Source organism: uncultured Muribaculum sp., from assembly GCF_910583865.1.
Lineage (GTDB): Bacteria > Bacteroidota > Bacteroidia > Bacteroidales > Muribaculaceae > Muribaculum.
Genome location: NZ_CAJTYX010000028.1, coordinates 18,127 through 38,376, shown reverse-complemented (window position 1 = coordinate 38,376; position 20,250 = coordinate 18,127). Strand labels below are relative to the sequence as shown.

General features: G+C 56.3%; 12 protein-coding genes. 11 read left to right on the top strand and 1 reads right to left on the bottom strand.

Annotated elements, in window-relative coordinates:
* Positions 1-115: 115 nt before the first annotated feature.
* The 11 genes from QZ303_RS07485 to QZ303_RS07435 all read left to right on the top strand — a co-directional run bounded on the left by QZ303_RS07485 (position 116) and on the right by QZ303_RS07435 (position 18,947).
* Entirely contained in the window at positions 116-436 is a 321-nt protein-coding gene (locus tag QZ303_RS07485) for a hypothetical protein (RefSeq protein ID WP_295731257.1), read from the top strand.
* Positions 437-457: 21 nt separating this feature from the next.
* Entirely contained in the window at positions 458-3,694 is a 3,237-nt protein-coding gene (locus QZ303_RS07480) for a TonB-dependent receptor (RefSeq protein WP_295731255.1), read from the top strand.
* Positions 3,695-3,715: 21 nt separating this feature from the next.
* The gene (locus QZ303_RS07475) at positions 3,716-5,635 is read left to right on the top strand and encodes a RagB/SusD family nutrient uptake outer membrane protein (RefSeq protein ID WP_295731253.1); all 1,920 of its coding nucleotides are present in this window, start codon (positions 3,716-3,718) and stop codon (positions 5,633-5,635) included.
* 29 nt (positions 5,636-5,664) lie between these two features.
* The gene (locus tag QZ303_RS07470) at positions 5,665-7,314 is read left to right on the top strand and encodes a DUF5123 domain-containing protein (RefSeq protein WP_295731251.1); all 1,650 of its coding nucleotides are present in this window, start codon (positions 5,665-5,667) and stop codon (positions 7,312-7,314) included.
* A 237-nt stretch (positions 7,315-7,551) separates the two neighbouring features.
* Entirely contained in the window at positions 7,552-10,047 is a 2,496-nt protein-coding gene (gene galB, locus QZ303_RS07465; RefSeq protein ID WP_295731249.1) for a beta-galactosidase GalB, read from the top strand.
* Between the two features lie 66 nt (positions 10,048-10,113).
* A complete protein-coding gene (locus tag QZ303_RS07460) occupies positions 10,114-14,421 on the top strand; it encodes a choice-of-anchor J domain-containing protein (protein ID WP_295731247.1) in 4,308 nt (1,435 codons plus the stop codon).
* Positions 14,422-14,819: 398 nt separating this feature from the next.
* Positions 14,820-15,290: a transcription elongation factor GreA gene (gene greA / locus QZ303_RS07455; protein ID WP_295731245.1), complete on the top strand. Its 471-nt coding sequence runs from the start codon at positions 14,820-14,822 to the stop codon at positions 15,288-15,290.
* A 12-nt stretch (positions 15,291-15,302) separates the two neighbouring features.
* Positions 15,303-15,698: an HIT family protein gene (locus QZ303_RS07450; protein WP_295731243.1), complete on the top strand. Its 396-nt coding sequence runs from the start codon at positions 15,303-15,305 to the stop codon at positions 15,696-15,698.
* A 136-nt stretch (positions 15,699-15,834) separates the two neighbouring features.
* Positions 15,835-17,169: a hypothetical protein gene (locus tag QZ303_RS07445; protein WP_295731241.1), complete on the top strand. Its 1,335-nt coding sequence runs from the start codon at positions 15,835-15,837 to the stop codon at positions 17,167-17,169.
* Between the two features lie 86 nt (positions 17,170-17,255).
* Complete coding sequence (locus tag QZ303_RS07440; RefSeq protein WP_295731239.1) at positions 17,256-18,035, top strand: radical SAM protein; 780 nt, start codon at positions 17,256-17,258, stop codon at positions 18,033-18,035.
* A gap of 3 nt (positions 18,036-18,038) precedes the next feature.
* Positions 18,039-18,947: an LD-carboxypeptidase gene (locus QZ303_RS07435; RefSeq protein WP_295731237.1), complete on the top strand. Its 909-nt coding sequence runs from the start codon at positions 18,039-18,041 to the stop codon at positions 18,945-18,947.
* A gap of 125 nt (positions 18,948-19,072) precedes the next feature.
* On the opposite strand, the gene QZ303_RS07430 is transcribed toward QZ303_RS07435, so the two are convergent.
* Positions 19,073-19,807 (bottom strand): DUF5131 family protein, encoded by a 735-nt coding sequence (locus QZ303_RS07430; RefSeq protein WP_295731235.1) that lies wholly within the window; start codon positions 19,805-19,807, stop codon positions 19,073-19,075.
* Between the last annotated feature and the right edge of the window lie 443 nt (positions 19,808-20,250).

Below are 20,250 nucleotides of genomic sequence, written 5' to 3'. Positions count from 1 at the left end.
CTGCCTTTCAAGATGTTGGACTCTCTGATTTATGGTTTAGCGGACAGTAATAATCTACAACTGGGAGTTCTCCGACTGTCTCTTCCATGGCAATTTCAAGAGCAGCACCTTCTTCATGAAGGGCCTTGAAAAGGCCGATGGACCCATCATGATAAAATTCGACAATTGCCGGTTCCTCGACACCAAGGGGGATGCCTTCACACTGTGCGACATCAAGCCTGCCACGGCCGCCGTCACCGTCGATATCAAGGACTGCCTCGTAGGCTCATCCAATAGCGGAGCGGCCACATGGATGAATACTACCGGCAATGTCACCATCAACGCCTCGGGCAACACACGCGCCAAGGGCTACTCCATGAAAGCCTACGGATTCACCCCCGAGCCGGAAGAGTCATCGATGACGTTCGACGAGATCATTTCGAGCCTTAACCTCTAACCCCAATTAGGAAACACTGTTATGAAGAACAAGATAATCCTCTCATTACTCATGCTCCTGGCCTTTACGGCCGGGGCATGGGCGCAGACCGCCACCGTCACCGGTACTGTCAACGACGCCGACGGCCCTGTCATCGGAGCTACCGTGCAGGTAAAAGGCACGACAATAGCCACCGCCACAGACCTCGACGGCAATTTCACCCTTTCCGGTGTGAATCCCGCCAAGGCGGTCCTCGAAGTGCGCTCGGTGGGCTACGACCCCAAGGAGGTGGCTCTCAAAGGGCGCACCTCGGAAATAGACATATTCCTTGAGACGAACTCCACCCTCATGGACGAGGTGGTGGTGATCGGCTACGGCACACAGAAGCGCGGCAACCTTACCGGCTCGATGGCCTCGGTCGATGCCAAGGCTATCGAGCGCATGCCTGTGGCCAATGTCGGCGAGGCTATCGTCGGACGTATGCCCGGTGTGCAGGTGACCACCGCCGACGGCTCGCCCGACGCCGAGATTACCGTGCGCGTGCGCGGCGGAGGCTCGCTCACCCAGAGCAACGAGCCTCTCGTGCTCATCGACGGATTTGAAGGCTCGCTCAACGATGTACCCGCCACCGATGTCGAGGACATACAGGTGCTGAAGGATGCCGCCTCCACGGCCATCTATGGTGCGCGCGGCGCCAACGGCGTAGTGCTCGTCACCACCAAGAAGGCCAACAAGGGTAAGGTGCAGGTGTCGGTCAACGCCTACGTAAAGACCTCCGAGCTTTCCAACAAGATCGACGTGCTCTCACCCTACGACTTCGTGTGGGCCAACCTCGAGCGTATAGCCCCCAAGGGAGGCAACGAGCGCGACGGCTACGGAGGCCACTCCACCACATTCGGCATGCCTTATGAGATGTATATCTACCAGGGCGTGGAGGGGCACGACTGGCAGGACATCATCTTCGGCACGCATCCCACCTCATGGTCGCTCGACGCGAGCATCACGGGCGGTACCGACAAGTTCAAGTACAAGCTCTCCTACATGCATCAGGACCAACCTTCGGTGATGCCCGACAACGGCCTGGTGCAGAACAACGCCAACATCAACCTCAATTTCAAACCGTTCAAGTGGCTCGGCATAGAATATCGCACGCGCTACATGGACAAGACCCTCTCCGGCCGAGGCACCGAGGGCATATCGCTGCTCACCGCTCTCCAGGAACAGCCCACCAACGGACTTCAGGACTTCACTTCCGCGCCCGAGAACTCGGAAATCGTCGATGACGACACCTTCGTGGAGTATTTCCACTACGATCCGCTGGAGACAAACCGCCGCTTCTACCGTCGCCGCAAATCGCGCCTCATCAACCTCGGCGGTGCCCTGACATGGACGTTCAAGAAGGGCCTGACGCTGCGCAACGAGTTCTACTACGAATATTTCCGCGAGAGCGACCGCCAGTTCAACGCAGCCAACTCCAACAGCAACTCAAAGACCGTCGGGCCCAACCTCACCGACCAGCTCAAGGGACGCCACAAATGGCAGATGACCAACGTGGTAAACTGGAACTTCGACCTCGGGCCAAACGACTTCCAGCTCATGGCCGGACAGGAGATGAAGAGCCAGCAGGAGAATGTCAACAAAGACTATGTGGGTTACCTGCGCGGAGCGCTCATGGGCCTTCCCGCCGACGAGGATGTCAACGCCAATCTCGCCTTTGCCAACCGTCATCTCGGGCAGCTCCTGAGCCACACATGGACACACCCTTCCGACGTGCGCATCCTCTCATGGTTCGGGCGTGTCAACTACTCCTACGACGACCGCTACCTCGCCACCGTCACCCTGCGTGCCGACGGTTCGTCGAAGTTCGCCCGTGGCAACCGCTGGGGCTTCTTCCCCGCAGCCGCTCTGGCATGGCGTCTTTCCAACGAGCGCTTCCTAAAGGATTTCCGTTGGCTCTCCAACCTCAAGGTGCGCCTGTCGTTCGGTATGTCGGGCAACGACCGCATCGACTCCGACCTCTATATCAAACTCTACAAGACTGGTGACGAGTCGAAGGCCTCCGGCCTGCTCCCTTCGGGCAAGTACTATGAGTTCCAGAGCAAATATCCCGTCAACCCCGATGTGAAGTGGGAGACCACCATCACCCGCAACTTAGGTCTCGACTTCGGCATGTTCAACGGACGTGTTGACGGCACGGTAGACGTGTACTGGAACACCACCAAGGACCTCCTGCTCGCGACACAGATCCCGGGCGACACCGGCTTCACCCAGATGATGACCAACATCGGGCAGACATCCAACAGGGGTGTGGAGCTTAACCTCAACGCATTCATACTCGAAGGACGCGACTACTCCCTCAGCGCAAGCTTCAACATCGGATTCAACAACGGCAAGATCGACAAACTTTCGGAAGGCGAGGATGCATTCTACACCACCGCGCCGAAGGTCGATGTAAACGACGACGTGTTCTGGTACCGCGTAGGGCAGAAGATGGGCCGCATCTACGGATATGTAAATGACGGGTTCTACACGGTCGACGATTTCACCTGCATACCCGACGGCAAGAACTCCGTCTACACCCTCAAGCCCGGCGTGGTCGACTGCTCGCTGCTCTGCGGCAATCTCGCCCCCGGCTCGCCCAAGTTCAAGAAGATCGCCAAGACCGATCCCGACGACCCCAACGCCAACGTGCTCACCGCCGACGACCGCCAGATCATAGGTGATACAAGCCCGAAGATTTCCGGAGGTTTCGGCCTCAACGCCACTTTCAAGGGATTTGACCTCGCGGCATTCTTCAACTTCATGGCCGGTTTCGACGTGGTCAACCTCAACAAGATCAACATGAGCCTCATGCCGTCGAGCGCGAGCGCCTACCGCAACCTCTCCGCCGAATTCTCCGGCATGTGGCACCGCTACGACGAGATGGGCAACGACATGTACGGTCTGCCCGAAGTGATGGCCGCCTACAACAAGAACGCCACGATGTGGAATCCCGCCAACATGACCAAGTCGTTTATCTCTACCTACGGCGTGGAGGACGGCTCTTTCATGCGTCTCCAGACCCTCACCCTCGGATACTCGCTACCCAAGTCGATACTGCGCCATCTCCACATGTCGAAGTGCCGCTTCTATGCCACCGGCTACAACCTCTTCACCATCACCAACTATTCCGGTTATGATCCCGAGGTGAACATAGGCCAGGGCACGTCTCCCAACATCGACTACAACATGTATCCGCGTTCACGCACCTACACTTTCGGAGTGCAGCTCGCTTTCTAACCTCTTATTCCGTCAACAGTCATGAAAACCAACATATTCCGTTATATCGCTTTCGGTGCGGCAGCCCTGTCGCTCTCGGCATGCGAGGACTTCCTCGACGTAAGTCCCGACTCATCGATCACCAACGACGACATCTTCTCGTCGGAGGACGAGACGAAGGCGATGCTCAACACCGTCTACACCAAGCTTACCGCCAACAACCTCTATGGACTGGCATGGCCCTACACGTTCAACACCAATACCGACGTGGAGATGAAATCCAACGGCAACCAGTTCTCCACCTCCGGCAACGGCGACGAGGTGCACTGCTTCGACATGCGCTCACTGTGGGGGTCGCTTGAAAGCACCTGGAACTCGGCCTACGAGGCTGTCAACTACTGCAACGACTTCATCGAGAACATGCAGGATTCCCCGCTCTTTTCCGCAGAAGTGTCGGGCACCCCTTCGCAGATGCAGCACATGTACGGCGAGGCCAAATGCCTCCGCGCCATGATATATCTCGACCTTATCCGCACGTGGGGCGACGTTCCCTACCGTACGGAGTCGACCAAAGTCGGCATCGATTTCTACGGCGAAGGTGTCACCGACCGCAACGTCATCCTTGAAAATCTTGTCAACGACCTCATCGGCGTGGAGGATATGATGCTCCCCGCCGCCGACCTTACCGAGGGTGTCGAGCGCGCGTCGCGCGAATATTGTCAGGCGCTCATAGGGCAGCTATGCCTCTATCGCGGAGGCTATGCGCTGCGTCCCGGCGGTTCAGAGGGCGTCATGAGCCGTGCCGACGACTATCTCGACTGGTATCGCACGGCAAAGACCTATCTCGGGCGTGTCATTTCGGAAGGACGCCACTCGCTCGACCGGGAGAGCTTCGCCGAGATGTGGGCGCGCGAATGCCGCTGGCAGGTGCTCCGCGACGGTGACATGATATTCGAGATTCCGATGCGTAAGGACGGCAACGGATCCTACGGATACAATATAGGTGTCACAATCGGATTCAACGAGGACCACCCTGCCCACCCCTACGGGCAGGCCACCAACCGCATAAGCTACTGCGGACTCTATCCATTCACCTTCGACCAGCGCGATCTGCGCCTTGATGTCACCTGCGTACCCTATAAATACGATGAGGATCTCAACCAGGAAGTCGATCTCGGCAAGAGCTGCGTGTCGGGCTGGGGAGTCGGCAAATGGAACAAGATGAACATGGACCTCGGCAACATGATGTCGGGCACCGCCGGCTCGACCGGCATCAACGCCGTGCGCATGCGCTACGCCGACGTGCTCCTGATGTACGCGGAGGCCGAGAATGAACTCAACGGCCCGACAGCCGACGCCAAGGAAGCCCTCAAAAAGGTGCGCCGCCGCGCTTTCGACCCGTCGCTACATGCCGAGATGGTCGAGGCCTACGTTGAAGGGCTCGCCGGCCCGGAAGCCTTCTTCAATGCCATAGTGAACGAACGTGCATGGGAGTTCGGCGGCGAAGGCATCCGCAAGTACGACCTTGCCCGTTGGAACAAATACTCCGAGACTCTGATAAAGGTCTACAAGACCTTGGTCGACTGGGGAAAACGTGCCTGGGGTGACGGCGCCCGTGGAGATGTCCGCGACAGGATATATATCCGTGAGACGACAGATGCCAATGGCCGTATCCGGCTTGAATTCCGAGGGCTGAAAGAGTATGGTCCTGACATTGACCATCCGGTTTCGGAAGGTTGGAAAAAGACCCAGGATTATGCCATGAACTGGCAGGTACGCAACAAGGAGACCGAACAGCTTGAAATTCATGATGACGTGAAATGGAGTTTCCGTGGGTTTATCAACTTCAGTAACGAGTCCTCTGTGACACCCGCCACACCGGTGCGCTATCTATGTCCCTATCCCGGACGCATCATCACCACCCACAAGGGCAGCATCCAGCAGCAATACGGTTACCGTTAATCCTCTCTTCTTTCAAAATCGATAGAATCATGAAATACAATATATCCAGCTTCGCGGCGATTGCCGCAGCCATGCTTGCAATGACGGCATGCGACGACGATGACAAGTTCACCTCGCGAGGCGACCTGTTCCAGCCGCGCTTCGCCACAAGCCCAGAAGTCACCGTAAAGAACCACAACGACATGACCCTCGTGTGGTACAAGGTCAACGATGCCGTCGGCTACACCGTGCAACTCTTCGAGGACGGCTACTACCAGCGCCTATTCATGGAAGTGGAGACCGCCGACCCGTTCGTGTCGATACAGGACATCCCTTATGCCACCACATTCTATGTGCGTGTACGCTCGAACGCGGCAAACCCAGCAAACAACTCGCAATGGGCGCGATGCAACTTCGCCACGGAAGCGCGCCCCGAATATGCGCAACTGCTCATGGGCGTGTCAAAGACCGAAATCGGCGACAACGACGCCATGATACGCTGGCGCGTCGACCTGGACAATCCTGTCGACAGCTTTTCGGTAGTGCCCGCCCTCTCCGACGAGATTCCGTCGGTGTCGCGCTACCTCACTTCGGAAGAGCGTCAGGCCGGCGAGCTGCATGTGACGGGACTCGTCCCCTCCACGCTTTATACCGTGAACATCTACGATACCTCCAAGCCTCGCAAGTACGACAAACCTTACAATGCCGTGTCGCTGCGCACTACCGGACCGGCTCCCGCCACTGTCGAGGTTGAGCCTACCGACGACTTCTCGGCCATGCTGATTGCCGCCAACGACGATCCCGAGACACCGGAAGGCACTGTCTACGACCTCCTCGCGGGCACCACCTACACCATCTCGCCTTTCGCCATAAAGAAAGGATTCGTGATCCATGGCCCGGAGACGGGCGACCGTCCCATAATAGTGCTCAACGGCACCTGGAGCATTGCCGCCAATGCCAATGTGGCCACTTTCGGATTTGAGAACGTGGAGCTGCGCAACCAGTCGGACAACCAGTACTTCTTCAACTCGGGCAATCCCTATGAGATGGAGACCGCATCGTTCACCAACTGCGTTTTCCGGCAGATACGCCGTGGTTTCTGGCGTCACCAGGGTGCCAATACCAAGCATATCGCCAACGTGGAGATAGACAACTGCTGGTTTGACCAATGCGGATGGCAGTCCGGCACATACGGCACGTTCGCCTTCGGATCGGGAAACAAGGGTGAGGTCGGCGCATACGACAAAATCGACAATATCACCATCCGCAACAGCACATTCTCACGCGGAGGCTACAGTCAGAACGAGAAGTTCGGTTGGGGCAACCTCATCAACCACTCCCAGTCGTCACATCCCGTCAACCTCATCATAGAGAATGTCACGTTCTATGATTTCTGTATCAACAACCGCCTGATTGACATATCCAACACGGAGCGCTCAGCTGTAACGGTGCGCAACACCGTCATCGCTTCCAACATGGGCGAACTGCTCTCGCTGGGATCGGGCACGCGCACCTCATTCTCCAACAACTACGTCACTACCGACTATAAACTCGGAGGAACGCAGATACACGCCACAAGCGCCGGAGCAGCCGCCGCCGACATCTTCGTCAACCCCGACGCCGGCGACCTGACCATCAAGGACCATTCCTCCATAATATATCTCAACGAAGCAGGCGACCCGCGCTGGCTTGCCGACTGATTCCGACGCAGATAATTACTGACGGCGATGTGTCGCATCAAAGTGACACACCGCCGTTTTTGCATACCATCCGATATTAGGAGGCCTCCATCCGTAACCGCTGCATTAAGAAATTTTTTGGCTAATAATACATAACTTTATAAAGGCATGACTCAAAAATTTGAATTAATGTCAATTATGTACTACATTTGTATCACCAAACATTATTGATTACCTTGAATTGAAAAAGTACTTATTATGAAAAGAACCCTTTCCTGTCTGGCTCTGACGGCGGCGGTAGCATTGAGCGCATCGGCGCGCAGCAGCCAGCTCCTCGAAAAGGGATGGCGATTTACCCGGCAAGACAGCACTGTATTTTCGTCTCCCGCCTACGACGACCGCTCGTGGCAGCAGGTCACCGTTCCACATGACTGGGCCATCTACGGGCCATTCAGCTGGCAGAACGACATGCAGAAAGTGGCTATCGCCCAGGACGGCCAGAAAGAGGCCATGGAACATGCCGGACGCACGGGCGGACTACCGTTCGTAGGCACCGGATGGTATCGCAACGATGTCGACATTCCCGCACTTAAGAACGGCGAGCGTGTCACCTTGAAGTTTGACGGAGCCATGTCGCATGCGCGCGTGTATGTCAACGGCAAAGAAGCGGGATACTGGCCGTACGGCTATAATTCATTCCATTTCGACATAACCGACCTTGTAAAACCAAGCGAGAAAAACAATATCGCCGTGCGTCTGGAGAACCTGCCCGAGTCCTCGCGATGGTATCCGGGCGCGGGACTTTACCGCAACGTCCACCTGCTCGTCACAGATGCGGCCCACATACCGGTGTGGGGCACCAGCATCACCACTCCCGAAGTCAGCAAGGAGTGGGCCAAGGTCGACGTCGCCACCGAGATAAAGCTCCCTGCCGGGGCCGACGAGTCGGCCTATTCGCTACGCACCTCAATCTATTCGCCCGACGGAGAGATGGTGAAGTCGACCACGACACGCCTCGCCGACCTACAGTACAACGACAGCACCGTGCGCCAGTCGTTCGTGGTCATGCACCCCGCGCTGTGGTCGCCCGATTCGCCCGAGCTTTACCGCGCCAAAAGCGAGCTTATCGACGGAAGCGTCGTCAAGGACGAATACCTCACAACATTCGGAATTCGCTCGATAGAGGTGCGCCCCAACGAAGGGTTCTTCCTGAATGGCGAAAAGACAGTGTTCAAAGGCGTCTGCAACCATCATGACCTCGGCCCGCTCGGCGCCGCCGTCAACGATGCCGCCATACGCCGCCAGATACGCATGCTGAAGGATATGGGGTGCAACGCCATACGCACCTCCCACAACATGCCTGCCCCGGAGCTGATAAAGGCATGCGACGAGATGGGGATGATGGTGATGGCCGAGAGCTTCGATGAATGGAAACGACCGAAGGTGAAGAACGGCTACAACCTCCTCTTCGACGACTGGGCCGAGAAGGATCTCACCAATCTCATAAGGAACTACCGCAACAACCCGTCAGTGGTGATGTGGTGCATCGGCAACGAGGTGTCGGAGCAATGGCATCCGGGTGATGTAAAGACCGCATATTTCCTACAGAACATATGCCACAGGCTCGACCCGACACGCCCCGTCACACAGGGCATGGACGGCCCCGACGCGGTGCTCAACAACAATTTCGCCGCCATAATGGATGTCGCCGGCTTCAACTACCGCCCATTCAAATACCGGGAGGCATATCAGAAGCTCCCCCAGCAGATCGTGCTCGGCACAGAGACCGCCTCTACTGTAAGCTCCAGAGGTGTCTACAAATTTCCGGTGGAGCGAAAGGCCATGGCCACGTATGATGACCACCAGGCTTCGGGCTACGACGTGGAACATTGCGGCTGGTCGAACCTACCCGAGGATGATTTCATACAGCATGAGGACCTCCCTTACTGCATAGGGGAATTCGTATGGACCGGATTCGACTACCTCGGCGAGCCTACGCCTTATTATACAAACTGGCCGAGCCATAGCTCGCTGTTCGGCATCATCGACCTCGCAGGTATCCCCAAGGACCGCTACTACCTCTATCGCAGCCATTGGAACCGCGACGCGTCCACGCTGCACATCGTGCCCCACTGGACATTCCCGGGCCGCGAAGGCGAGGTGACTCCCGTGTTCGTCTATACCAACCATCCCGAGGCAGAGCTGTTTATCAACGGGGTTAGCCAAGGGAGACGCAAGAAAGACCTTTCGGTAGGCATCGACAGTTCCTACACCGAGGCGGCTCAGAAAAGCTTCGAACGGCAGAAGAGATACCGACTGATGTGGATGGATACCAAGTATGAGCCCGGCACACTTAAAGTGGTGGCCTACGATGCCTCCGGCGCGCCTGTAGACACCGCCGAGATGCACACTGCCGGCAAGCCTTACAAGCTCGTGCTGACCGCCGACCGCGACGGTTACTTGGCCGACGGACACGACATGGCTTTCATCAATGTCAAGGTGGTCGACAAGGACGGAAACCTTTGCCCCGACGCCTCGCAGAAGGTGAAATTCTCAGTGAAGGGCGCAGGTTCCTACCATGCCGCCGCCAATGGCGACCCAGCGTCGCTTGAATCGTTCCAGGCACCACAGATGTCGCTCTTCCACGGACAGCTGACAGCCGTAGTCCGCACTGCCGACACACCCGGCAGAATCACCTTCAAGGCTTCAGCTCCCGGCGTGAAATCCGCTACCCTGACCCTTGACACCAAATAATAATCCAACGTATACCGGGCCGTAATGCATCATGGCCCGGCATACGCATGTATATATTCCACTGTAATGCGAAAAAGCTTGTTATCGGCTCTTGCGTTCTTATTCTGCATGAGTCTTACGGGTGTAGCCCATGCCGTTGCATCCCTCACCCCTACCCTCTACGGCAATCTCATCTATACCCGCAGCTGGGGCGACGAGGATGCCACGAACGCCGGCATCTATAAGTTTCTTGCCGAGGAAAATCCCGTGGTTACTCTCGAATACCATCCCGGAGCCACGAATATCTATGCCAACGGCGGTGCTGTCTATGTCGACGGTAAGTATTATGTGCTGACCCATGTGCCCAACACCGGGAAGATTCAGAAAAACACCATGTATGCCTATGACGCAGATTCGTGGACGCTGCTGTCGCAGACCGACATACCGCTCACCACCACAGCGTCCGACCTCACCTGGTGTCCTGTCGACAATAAGGTCTATGGCGTGTTCCTCAACCCTTCCGGATCCGGATTCGTGTTCGGCACACTGAATCTTTCCGACGGCACCGTGGCTGAAATCAAGGATATAGACCTGCGTGAAGGCTCCGCCCCGATGGCCTTTATCGCATTGGCAGCCGATGATGACGGTGACATATTCGGTGTCGCCTCTACCGGCGACCTCTATCGTTTCGACCGCGCCACCGGTGACCATATCCTCGTCGGACCCACCGGATTCGTGCCCGCACGTTGGAACCAGTCGGGGTGCTTCGACTTTACCACCAAGGAGATGTATTGGGCGGCCTGCAATGCCGACCTGTCGGCTCTGTTCAGGATTGATACGGCCACAGGTGCTGCTACACGCGTGTGTACGTTCAAGAATGACGAGGAATTCACAGGACTCTATTCCCGAAGTTCGGTGGCCGACCTCAAAGGTCCGCAGGCTGTGGAGATGCTGTCCGTAAACCTTGAGGGCAACTCACTCTCGGGGACTGTCGCTTTCACGATGCCGACGGCGACCATAGCCGGTGACAAGATTACCGCAACGCTGCGCTATGTCGTGGAGGATGACGGCAAGGAGACAATGACCGGAGAAGCAGCTCCCGGCGCCTCGGTCAGCCGCGATGTCACTTTCGCCGAAGGCTTGCACTGCCTGACCGTCTATGCCGTATCTTCCGACGGCCGTGGCGCACAGTCCCGCATATCCGTATATGCCGGTGACGATGTTCCCGCCTCCCCGGCTTCGGTGTCCGCCAAGAAGAGCGCCGATGCCGTGGTTGTAAGCTGGGATGCCGTGTCCGCCGGCGCCAACGGCGGACATGTCGATCCGGCAGCAATCACATACACAGTAACGCGCATGCCCGACGGCAAGACCGTAGCCGCTGACATTCCCGCGACATCTTGCACCGATGTGGCACTCCCTTCGCTGTTGGGCGACTATCGCTATCATGTGGCCGCATCATATGCCGGAAAACATGGAACAGCCGCAATATCTGCACCGCTGACTCTCGGCACCACGTTCTCAGCCCCGCTCTTGCTCGACTTCACCGACGAGGAACAATTCAAGTTCTGCACTGTCATCGACGCCAATGCCGACGGCAAGACATGGACATGGAGCATCAACGGTGTACGTTGCGACTATCATCGCACAAACAACACGGACGACTGGATAATCACTCCGCCCATTGAGTTTAAAGGCGGCTGCCGCTACACCATAGAAGTAGTGGCACGCTCGTCAACCGCGAGATATGAGGAGCATTTCGAAGTCAAGGCCGGAACCTCACCATCCGCCGCAGACATGACCATCCCGGTACTCGGCTCTACCGTCCTTACCACAGGCAATAATGAGACTTCCTCTACAGTGTTCATCCCGGAAGCCGACGGAACATACCATCTGGGGATCCACGGCATCAGCGAGAAGTACATGAGCGGCATATATATGTATAGCATCAGGGTCTCCGAACCTGTTGCCGGAGGAGCGCCGGCCGCACCGGCCGACATGTTTGTCAATGCCGCCCCAATGGGGGCTATCGAAGCCACGGTTTCTTCTGTCGCCCCTGCTGAAGCGGTCGATGGATCGACTCTCGAAACCCTTGTAAAAGCCGAGCTTACCAATCTTACCACCGGAAACTTCATCGGCTCTGTCGACAATCCCGTACCGGGTCAAACGGTTTCGATTACCGACAAGTCTCCGATCCACGGGATGAATGAATATTCAATGGTATTCTACAGCGCTGCAGGGAAGGGCTATGCATCGATCGCTTCGGCCTATGTCGGTCTTGACACGCCTGCGCCTGTGTCCGATGTCATGCTGCGCCAGCAGGGCAGCAGCGCCATCCTTACGTGGGAAGCCCCTGCCGTGGGCGCCAACGGCGGATATATCGCCCCGGAATCGATCACCTACAGGGTGGCGCTCGCCTCCAACTCCGCGGACATCGCAAGAGACCTCCCCGGCTGTTCCTATACCGATGAAAGCCGACCGGTTGAAGTGCAGCAAGTCCTCCAGTACATCGTATTCGCATCCAATGCCACCGGTAGCAGCACAGGCACACGCTCAAACAGCATCACTTTCGGCAACGCCTACGCTGCCCCGTTCGCGGAATCATTCGCCGGTGGCAAGGAGACCATGTCGCCGTGGGTGACGGTGCAGGAAGGACCGGATTACCCCTCGTGGACGCCCACCACCAAGGGATATGACGGTATCGACTATTCCCAGGACGGCGACCTTGGATGGGTGAAATATTCCTCTAAGGGTACGATTTCGCTGGTGTCGCCCGTCATCGACCTGACCACCTTGAAATCGCCCGTGCTGAAGTTCTGGATGAATTCACCCGAAGGGCCTATAGCATTCGACGTCAGTGTGTCGCCCGACCGTGGAGTCTCGTGGGAGACAGTGAAAAGCATGTCGGCGGAGTGCGCCGAATGGCAGTGCGTCAGCATCGACCTCACCCGGTTCAAGAGTTCCGATTGCTTCCAGGTGCGTTTCCGTGCATCCTCACAGGAGTACATCGACATGATGCTCGACAATATACGTATTGCCGACATGCACAACGTGGATCTCGGCATTGTCTCATTCAGCGGTCCGACCAAGGTGGTGGGTGGCACGTCGGCGACATATTCCGTAAAGTTGCTCAACGATGGAGTCGCCGCAGCATCGGATTATGTCATAAACCTATCGGGTGAAGGACGCATACTTGCGAGCGGACGCGGTGAGGCTGTCGCATCCGATGCCTTTATTACCGTGCCGGTCGATGTCACGTTCCCGGTCAATGTCACCGACATCGAGCTTAAGGCCGAGGTGGTAATCGACGGCGACGAGCTTGCTTCCAACAATGAGTCCATGATGTCGGTACACGTCGACACCCCGCGCCTCCCGGCCATATCCACCCTTGCCGCCGCTGTGGAGCGCGACGCGGTGAGACTGACATGGGAGCACGCCGCCGAGGAACGCAACCCCGGAGCGTTTACCGACGACCTGGAGTCGTTTACCGCATGGGACTTCGGTGGTGTGACCGCCGACAATCCTGCCGGCTCTATCGGTGACTACATGATGTATGACGCCGACCGCAAGTCGACTGTGGTAGCCTCCTCCTGGTTCATGCAGCCAAACGCAAATGCGCCTATGGCATTCCAGGTGGCGCATGTCGGCACATATCCCGAACTCGACCTGTCGAGATTAGGCGTCAATGCCCGCTCGGGCAAGAATTCTTTCGTGGCATGGGGTGCTAACGAGGGTGAAAGCTCCGACTGGCTGATTCTCCCGCAACTTTTCCCGGGAGAAACGACCATATCGTTCTGGGCTCATTCGGCAGCGGTGAGCTTCGGGCAGATCAGACCCGAGAAGATTCAGGTGCTGTATTCGTCCACAGGCACCTCCATCGACGACTTCACCCCTTATGGAGAGCCTATGGATGTGCCTGCAGGTTTCGAGAGCGATCCGGAGAAGGGATTTGTAAGATACGAGGTGACTCTTCCCGATGACGCAAAGTATGCAGCCATACGTGCATCACTCTCCACGCAGGACAACAAGGGTATCGTCATTGATGACATATCCTTCACTCCCGCTACCGCTCCGATGGAGAAGATTGAGATAAAGGGCTACAACATCTATCGCGACGGCGTGTGGCTGGCTACGACCGATGGAGAGGAATATGTCGATGCCACATCCGACGGAAGCCATGTATATAATGTCACCACCCTCTACCACGTAGGCGAGTCGCCGTTCTCCAACGATGTCGTCGTCTCCACGTCGGGCATCGACGGCATAACCGCCGACGGACTCGAGGGTGAACCCATATACTACAATCTCCAGGGTGTGGAAGTGAAAGCCCCCGTCAAAGGAAACGTCTACATAGTGCGTTTCCCCGACGGCACATCCTCCAAGCGTATCCTGCGCTGATAAATATATACTACCAAAGAAGAAGATGCGACTCCCTGCGCAAGGGGTCGCATCTTTTTTCGTGAATATTTGTTCGGAACAAGCGACCGGCGGCGATTTCATCCGCCATTAACCACAATCGGGATTTCATATCCCGCCGCTATTCCGCGGTTCTGCAAATAAAACGTCATCCTGCATACAATTGTTTTCAATATAATTGTTAAAATCATCCATTCATCAGAATCAGGTGTTATAAAACATGTTTACAAATGCTCACGATATGAAATTAAATGCCTACCTTTGCATCGTAACATTTAGGAAGCCGCCACCATGACAGTGTGGCGCAAGTTCAGCGTAAGGGTCTCGCCCGGATGGGTCGAGATTCCTTTAATTTTTTTGTCAATTTAAAAAACAGAAATATGGCTATCACCTACATGACCCGCGAAGGGTACAAGAAGAAGATGGACGAGATCGCTTACCTTGAAAGCGTGAAGCGTCCGGAGATATCACGTGCTATCGCAGAGGCCCGCGACAAGGGAGACCTCTCAGAAAATTCCGAATACGACGCCGCAAAGGAGGCCCAGGGTATGCTTGAGATGAAGATTTCACAGCTCAAGGATCTCGTGGCCAACGCGCGCATCCTCGACGAGTCGAAGCTCAACACCGAAGAGGTGCAGGTGCTCAACAAAGTCAAGATACGCAATGTGGCCAACGGCATGACCATGGAGTACACTATCGTGGCCGACTCCGAGGCCAACCTGCGCGAGAAGAAGCTCGCCCAGTCCACACCCGTGGCCCAGGGCCTGCTCGGCCATAAACTCGGCGAAATCGTGGAAATCAAGATTCCGGCAGGCACGGCCAAGTTCGAAATCGTCGAAATTTCATTCTGACGCCCTGGAGCTATGGCAAGTATTTTCTCGAAGATTGTAGCCGGCGAAATTCCCAGCTACAAGGTGGCCGAGGATGACCGCCACTACGCTTTTCTCGACATAAGCCCCGTGGCCGAGGGACACACGCTCGTCATCCCAAAGCGGGAGGTCGACTATATATTCGACCTCACCGACAAAGAATATGCCGACCTGCAGCTCTTTGCCAAGAAAGTGGCATCGGCAATGAAAAAAGCACTCCCCTGCAAGCGTGTCGGAGTCGCAGTGATGGGGCTGGAAGTGCCCCATGCCCACATCCATCTCGTGCCCATCAACCGTGAGGCCGACATGAACTTCTTCGGAGAGCATCTCACGCTCGACGCCGACCGTATGTCTGCCATCGCCGCTTCAATCGCCAAGGAGGTGGAATAGCCTCTCCGGATTTTTCGCAGTGACCGACCGCAGGTCATCCGAAGAGATCCATATAGTTAAATATCGAATTTAATTCAACATAATCGGACGATAGAATGTTGTTAACATTAAATAACAACTTTCTATCGTCTTTATTATGTCGTTACGTAAACTTCTGCTGGCCTCCATGTGTACCGCCACGGTGGCCTCGTTTGCCCAGATCAATGCCGAGCAACCCGCTCCGGACATTGCAGTAGACCATGGCCACAAGACCATTTATTTCGGTGAAGGCTCATCGGCGTCCGGCTCGGCCGCCGAGGCGGCACGTCAGGAACTGATGGGTAAATTTTATTTCGACCAGTTCCGCCATGCCCACGATCCGTTGGCTCCGTACTTCATGTTCATGAGCAAGGATTCGCGCCTTGCACTCGGCATAGGCGGCCAGTTCAACGCCATAGGCTACTATGACTGGAACGGTACGATAAACGACAATGGGTTCGTCACATTCGAGATACCGATGGTGCGCGACAACACACAGCGGCACCGCATCGGAGCTACCGCGAGCCAATCGAAACTGTTCATGCGTTTGTTCGGAAAAAGCGACCGTTTCGGATGGTATCAGCTGTACATCAGTGCCAAGTTCTCCGGTGGCGGAATGAACGGCTACGGATTCAAGCTCGACAAGGCATATGCGAGCATCGGCGACTGGACTCTCGGTTATGCCAACACTACCTTCTCCGACCCCGCCGCCTGCCCTAACACAGTGGACCCGCAAGGACCCAACGCCGAGATTTCCGAGACTACCATGCTGTTGCGCTATATGCACACCTTCAAGGGCAACCGCTGGAGCGTGGCTGCATCTGTCGAAGCTCCCAACGACCAGGTGCCCGACTATGTAGGCATTGCTTCCGCATGCAACGCTTTCATGCCCGACGTAGCCGCTTTCGCACAGTACCAGTGGGCCGACGGACTATATCACATCCGCCTGTCAGGTATAATCCGCGGCCTTGAGTACCGTAACGAGGTGGCCGCCGGCAACCACCGCACCATCGGGTGGGGCGCACATCTCAGCACCGTGGCCGACCCGCTCCCGGCCACTCGCTTCTACGGCAGCATCAATGTAGGAAAAGGTATCGCCTCGCTCAACAACGACCTGCAATGCTCCTCACGCGGCCTTGACATGCTTCCCGATGTAGAGACCCCCGGATCGATGCGCGCGCCCACGTCGCTCGCATGGTATGCCGCATTGCAGTATAACTTCCGTCCCGACCTCTACTCCACGGTGATGTTCAGCGAAGTACGCCTCTATCCGGGCGACGTACAGAACGACGGACTCTATAAGTACGGTCTTTACGGAGCCGCCAACATATTCTGGAATCCTACGTCGCGTCTGCTTCTCGGCGCCGAATACGATTTCGGTGCGCGCAAGAATCTCGGCGGCGACCGACGCTGGGTGAACCGCATCGGCCTCACATGCCAGTACAGTTTCTGAATCTTAGATACTCACGCTCGGCAAAACCAAATAAATTTGCTTTTGCGCTCGACTTATTCGTATCTTTGCCTGAAAAGGATTAAGATATGCAACGTGTACTGTTCCATTCCACCATCTTCGGCCCGATACATTCGCGGCGTCTCGGCACCTCGCTCGGAGTGAACCTATCGCCCGACGACGGGAAGGTCTGCTCGTTCGACTGCGTGTACTGTGAAGCGGGCTGGAATGCCCAAGGTCCGGGCACCACGGGACTACCGTCGCGAGCCGAGGTGAAGCGTGACCTTGAAGCCAAGCTTGCCGACATGCGTTCACGCGGACAGTCGCTCGACGTGATTACCTTTTCCGGCAACGGGGAACCCACATTACATCCTGACTTCGAGGGTATCATTTCCGATACCCTCGAAGTCAGGGATCGTTATTTCCCGGAAGCGAAAGTGTCGGTGCTGTGCAATTCGACGCGGCTCGACCGTGAGGACGTGCGCCGGGGACTGCTCATGGCCGACAATTGCATTCTCAAGCTTGATTCGGCCCTTACTCCGACCATGCGCCTTATCGACCAGCCCAATTCGCCGGATTTCACCTGCGAGAAGCTGATTCCACAACTTGCCGCCATGGGAGACAAGTGCATAATCCAGACCATGCTGCTGCGCGGCAACCACGGCGGACGGCATATAGACAATACCGTCCCGGAGGAGATTGACGCCCTCATCGAAGCATATCGCCGGATAGCTCCGCGCGAGGTGATGCTATACTCCATCGACCGTGCTACTCCCGAAGCCGACCTACAGAAAGTGGAGCGCCCCGAACTTGATGCCATAGCAGCACGCATAGCCGCAGCTACCGGCATAAAGATAGTGACAGCCTGAAGTATGGAGACCATATTCCCGCGCCCCCTCCGCAAGGGCGACAAGATTGCCATCATCTCCCCGGCGAGCATCATCAATCCCGACTACGTGGCCGGTGCCTGCGAATGGATATCGGCGCATGGATATGTGCCTGTCGTGGAACCGCATGCCCTCGGCGAGAACGGATCCTACAGCGGCACTCTCGACGAACGCCTTGCCGACATAGACGTGGCTCTTTCCGATCCGGACGTGCGCGTGGTGCTCTGCTCCCGTGGCGGCTATGGCGTCGTGCACCTGCTGCCGCGCTTCCCTGTCGGACAGTGGCTCGACGATCCGCGCTGGCTTGTGGGCTTCAGCGACATCTCCGCACTGCATGCGTTGCTCAATTCCCATGGCGTTGTCTCCATACATGCCTCCATGTGCAAGGCCCTCGCACTGCACGAGGCCGATGATGCCGACAATCTGCGCCTCTTCTCCATCCTGCAAGGGGAACACCCCATATATGAGGTGGCGCCCCATCCGCTCAACCTTCCCGGCACAGCTTCGGGGCGTCTGCTCGGAGGCAACCTTGCCGTGATATCCGCGCTCATATCCACCCCCGTCTCACCGTTCGCCGCTCCCGAGGAAACCATACTCTTCATCGAGGATATCGCCGAACCCATTTACAAAGTAGAGCGCATAATATGGCAGCTGCGCCTGTGCGGCTTCCTCGACAGGGTGGCCGGAGTCATCGTAGGCCGGTTTACCGACTACCGCCCCGACCGCAACCATACCGACATGTACTCCATGCTCGCACCGATGCTCTCCACCCTCCGTTGCCCCGTCGCTTTCGGTTTTCCCGTCGGCCATGTCGCCCACAACCTCCCCCTCCTATCAGGTGCCCCCGCCACCCTCTCCGTTTCAATGGATGCGGTCAATCTTGTGTTTGTCTAAGAGGGATGCCTTTGACAAGGATTTATCCGTCATGGAAATGACAATATCAATATATTGTCTGTTGCCGTTAATCTTGTTTAGTGCCAAAATATTGGCACTTGGATGATTTTCATGATTTCTGCGGGTCAGCGGGCAGGAAAGGTGATAGACAGGAGAGCCATACGCGCTTGTGAGTGCTGGTGTTCGCGCGGTATATGGTAGACGCGGCCATCCTTGCGGAGGTACGATCCGGTCTGATGGAAACTGCATGCCACTCCTGCCTCACGACACTGCCGATACAACTCCTTTACCCATTCGAAATCAAGTGTCCGACCATATTTGCCCGACTCGCCCCCTATAGAGACATCATCTATTATGCCCGGATCGAGGTAAAGCGAGAGGTCGACAGGCCCTATCATTGGCTCTACGACGACAAGCCTGTGCTTTATGGGCATGCTGAGGAAAATAGGCATACGGTAGTCGGCACGATCCTGGTTTTCCACAGTACAACCTATGGTCACGTTGTCGTAGCCGTCGCCCCAGTCTTGTGGCAGGCATTCCCCGAGCCGGTGGATGCGTTTGGTGAAAAAAGTAAAGTGGCAGTCTGACCGCTGCCTGATCATGCTCCATATGTCGGCACGCCATTCGTCGGCCTCCTCAATCAGAAGATCAGAAGTAAAGCATAGCCAGAAATGCGTTCCGGAAGGAAATTTCAGGTTCTTATGCCGGTCGCGGCGTAGCGGCAGATTGAACGCGGCGGTACGATGCACCTCGTTTGTGGGCACACTCACTCCCCGGGCCGCATCTTCGCGATAGACGTAACAATGCCTGCACCCTTCGCTGGTCTTGTGGCATCCATGCCACGGATTCCATACCGGCATAATCGACAAAATTAGCTCTTGCTCCCCGCATTCCCAAATTCATGCAGTCCGTTTTCATAACGCTTTACAAATTTTTCAATGGATATTTGGCAGCATGAAGTAAAAGTGATACCTTTGGCAAAGTCACTTCCAAGACACGCAGAAGCCCCCGCAGGGGCATGAATGTGTCGGGAGGGTTGACCGTCATGCGGAGGCATGACATTTTTTGAGGCGTTTATCGGCGCTTGATCCCTGCAATACAGAACTTCGCAACTTCTAAATCTCAACAGGGAAAGCAACGGTAGATGCTCATGGATATGTAATATTCAGCCACATCGCCCACCCGGTGGACGATGTGAGTTTTCGTGTTACATACGACGTGGGCTTCTGCGTGTTGCTCGTTCCTTGAGATGGGCAATGCGAAGGCCTTGTATTGGGAACGGGCAATGACAGTTTCCCACGTC

Bases quoted from the DNA above. Each gene is read 5' to 3' on its own strand.
- QZ303_RS07475 (WP_295731253.1), top strand. From the start codon at position 3,716: ATGAAAACCAACATATTCCGTTATATCGCTTTCGGTGCGGCAGCCCTG.
- QZ303_RS07445 (WP_295731241.1), top strand. From the start codon at position 15,835: ATGTCGTTACGTAAACTTCTGCTGGCCTCCATGTGTACCGCCACGGTG.
- QZ303_RS07460 (WP_295731247.1), top strand. From the start codon at position 10,114: ATGCGAAAAAGCTTGTTATCGGCTCTTGCGTTCTTATTCTGCATGAGT.
- QZ303_RS07470 (WP_295731251.1), top strand. From the start codon at position 5,665: ATGAAATACAATATATCCAGCTTCGCGGCGATTGCCGCAGCCATGCTT.
- QZ303_RS07430 (WP_295731235.1), bottom strand. From the start codon at position 19,807: ATGCCGGTATGGAATCCGTGGCATGGATGCCACAAGACCAGCGAAGGG.
- galB (WP_295731249.1), top strand. From the start codon at position 7,552: ATGAAAAGAACCCTTTCCTGTCTGGCTCTGACGGCGGCGGTAGCATTG.
- QZ303_RS07480 (WP_295731255.1), top strand. From the start codon at position 458: ATGAAGAACAAGATAATCCTCTCATTACTCATGCTCCTGGCCTTTACG.
- QZ303_RS07485 (WP_295731257.1), top strand. From the start codon at position 116: ATGAAGGGCCTTGAAAAGGCCGATGGACCCATCATGATAAAATTCGAC.
- QZ303_RS07440 (WP_295731239.1), top strand. From the start codon at position 17,256: ATGCAACGTGTACTGTTCCATTCCACCATCTTCGGCCCGATACATTCG.
- QZ303_RS07435 (WP_295731237.1), top strand. From the start codon at position 18,039: ATGGAGACCATATTCCCGCGCCCCCTCCGCAAGGGCGACAAGATTGCC.
- QZ303_RS07450 (WP_295731243.1), top strand. From the start codon at position 15,303: ATGGCAAGTATTTTCTCGAAGATTGTAGCCGGCGAAATTCCCAGCTAC.
- greA (WP_295731245.1), top strand. From the start codon at position 14,820: ATGGCTATCACCTACATGACCCGCGAAGGGTACAAGAAGAAGATGGAC.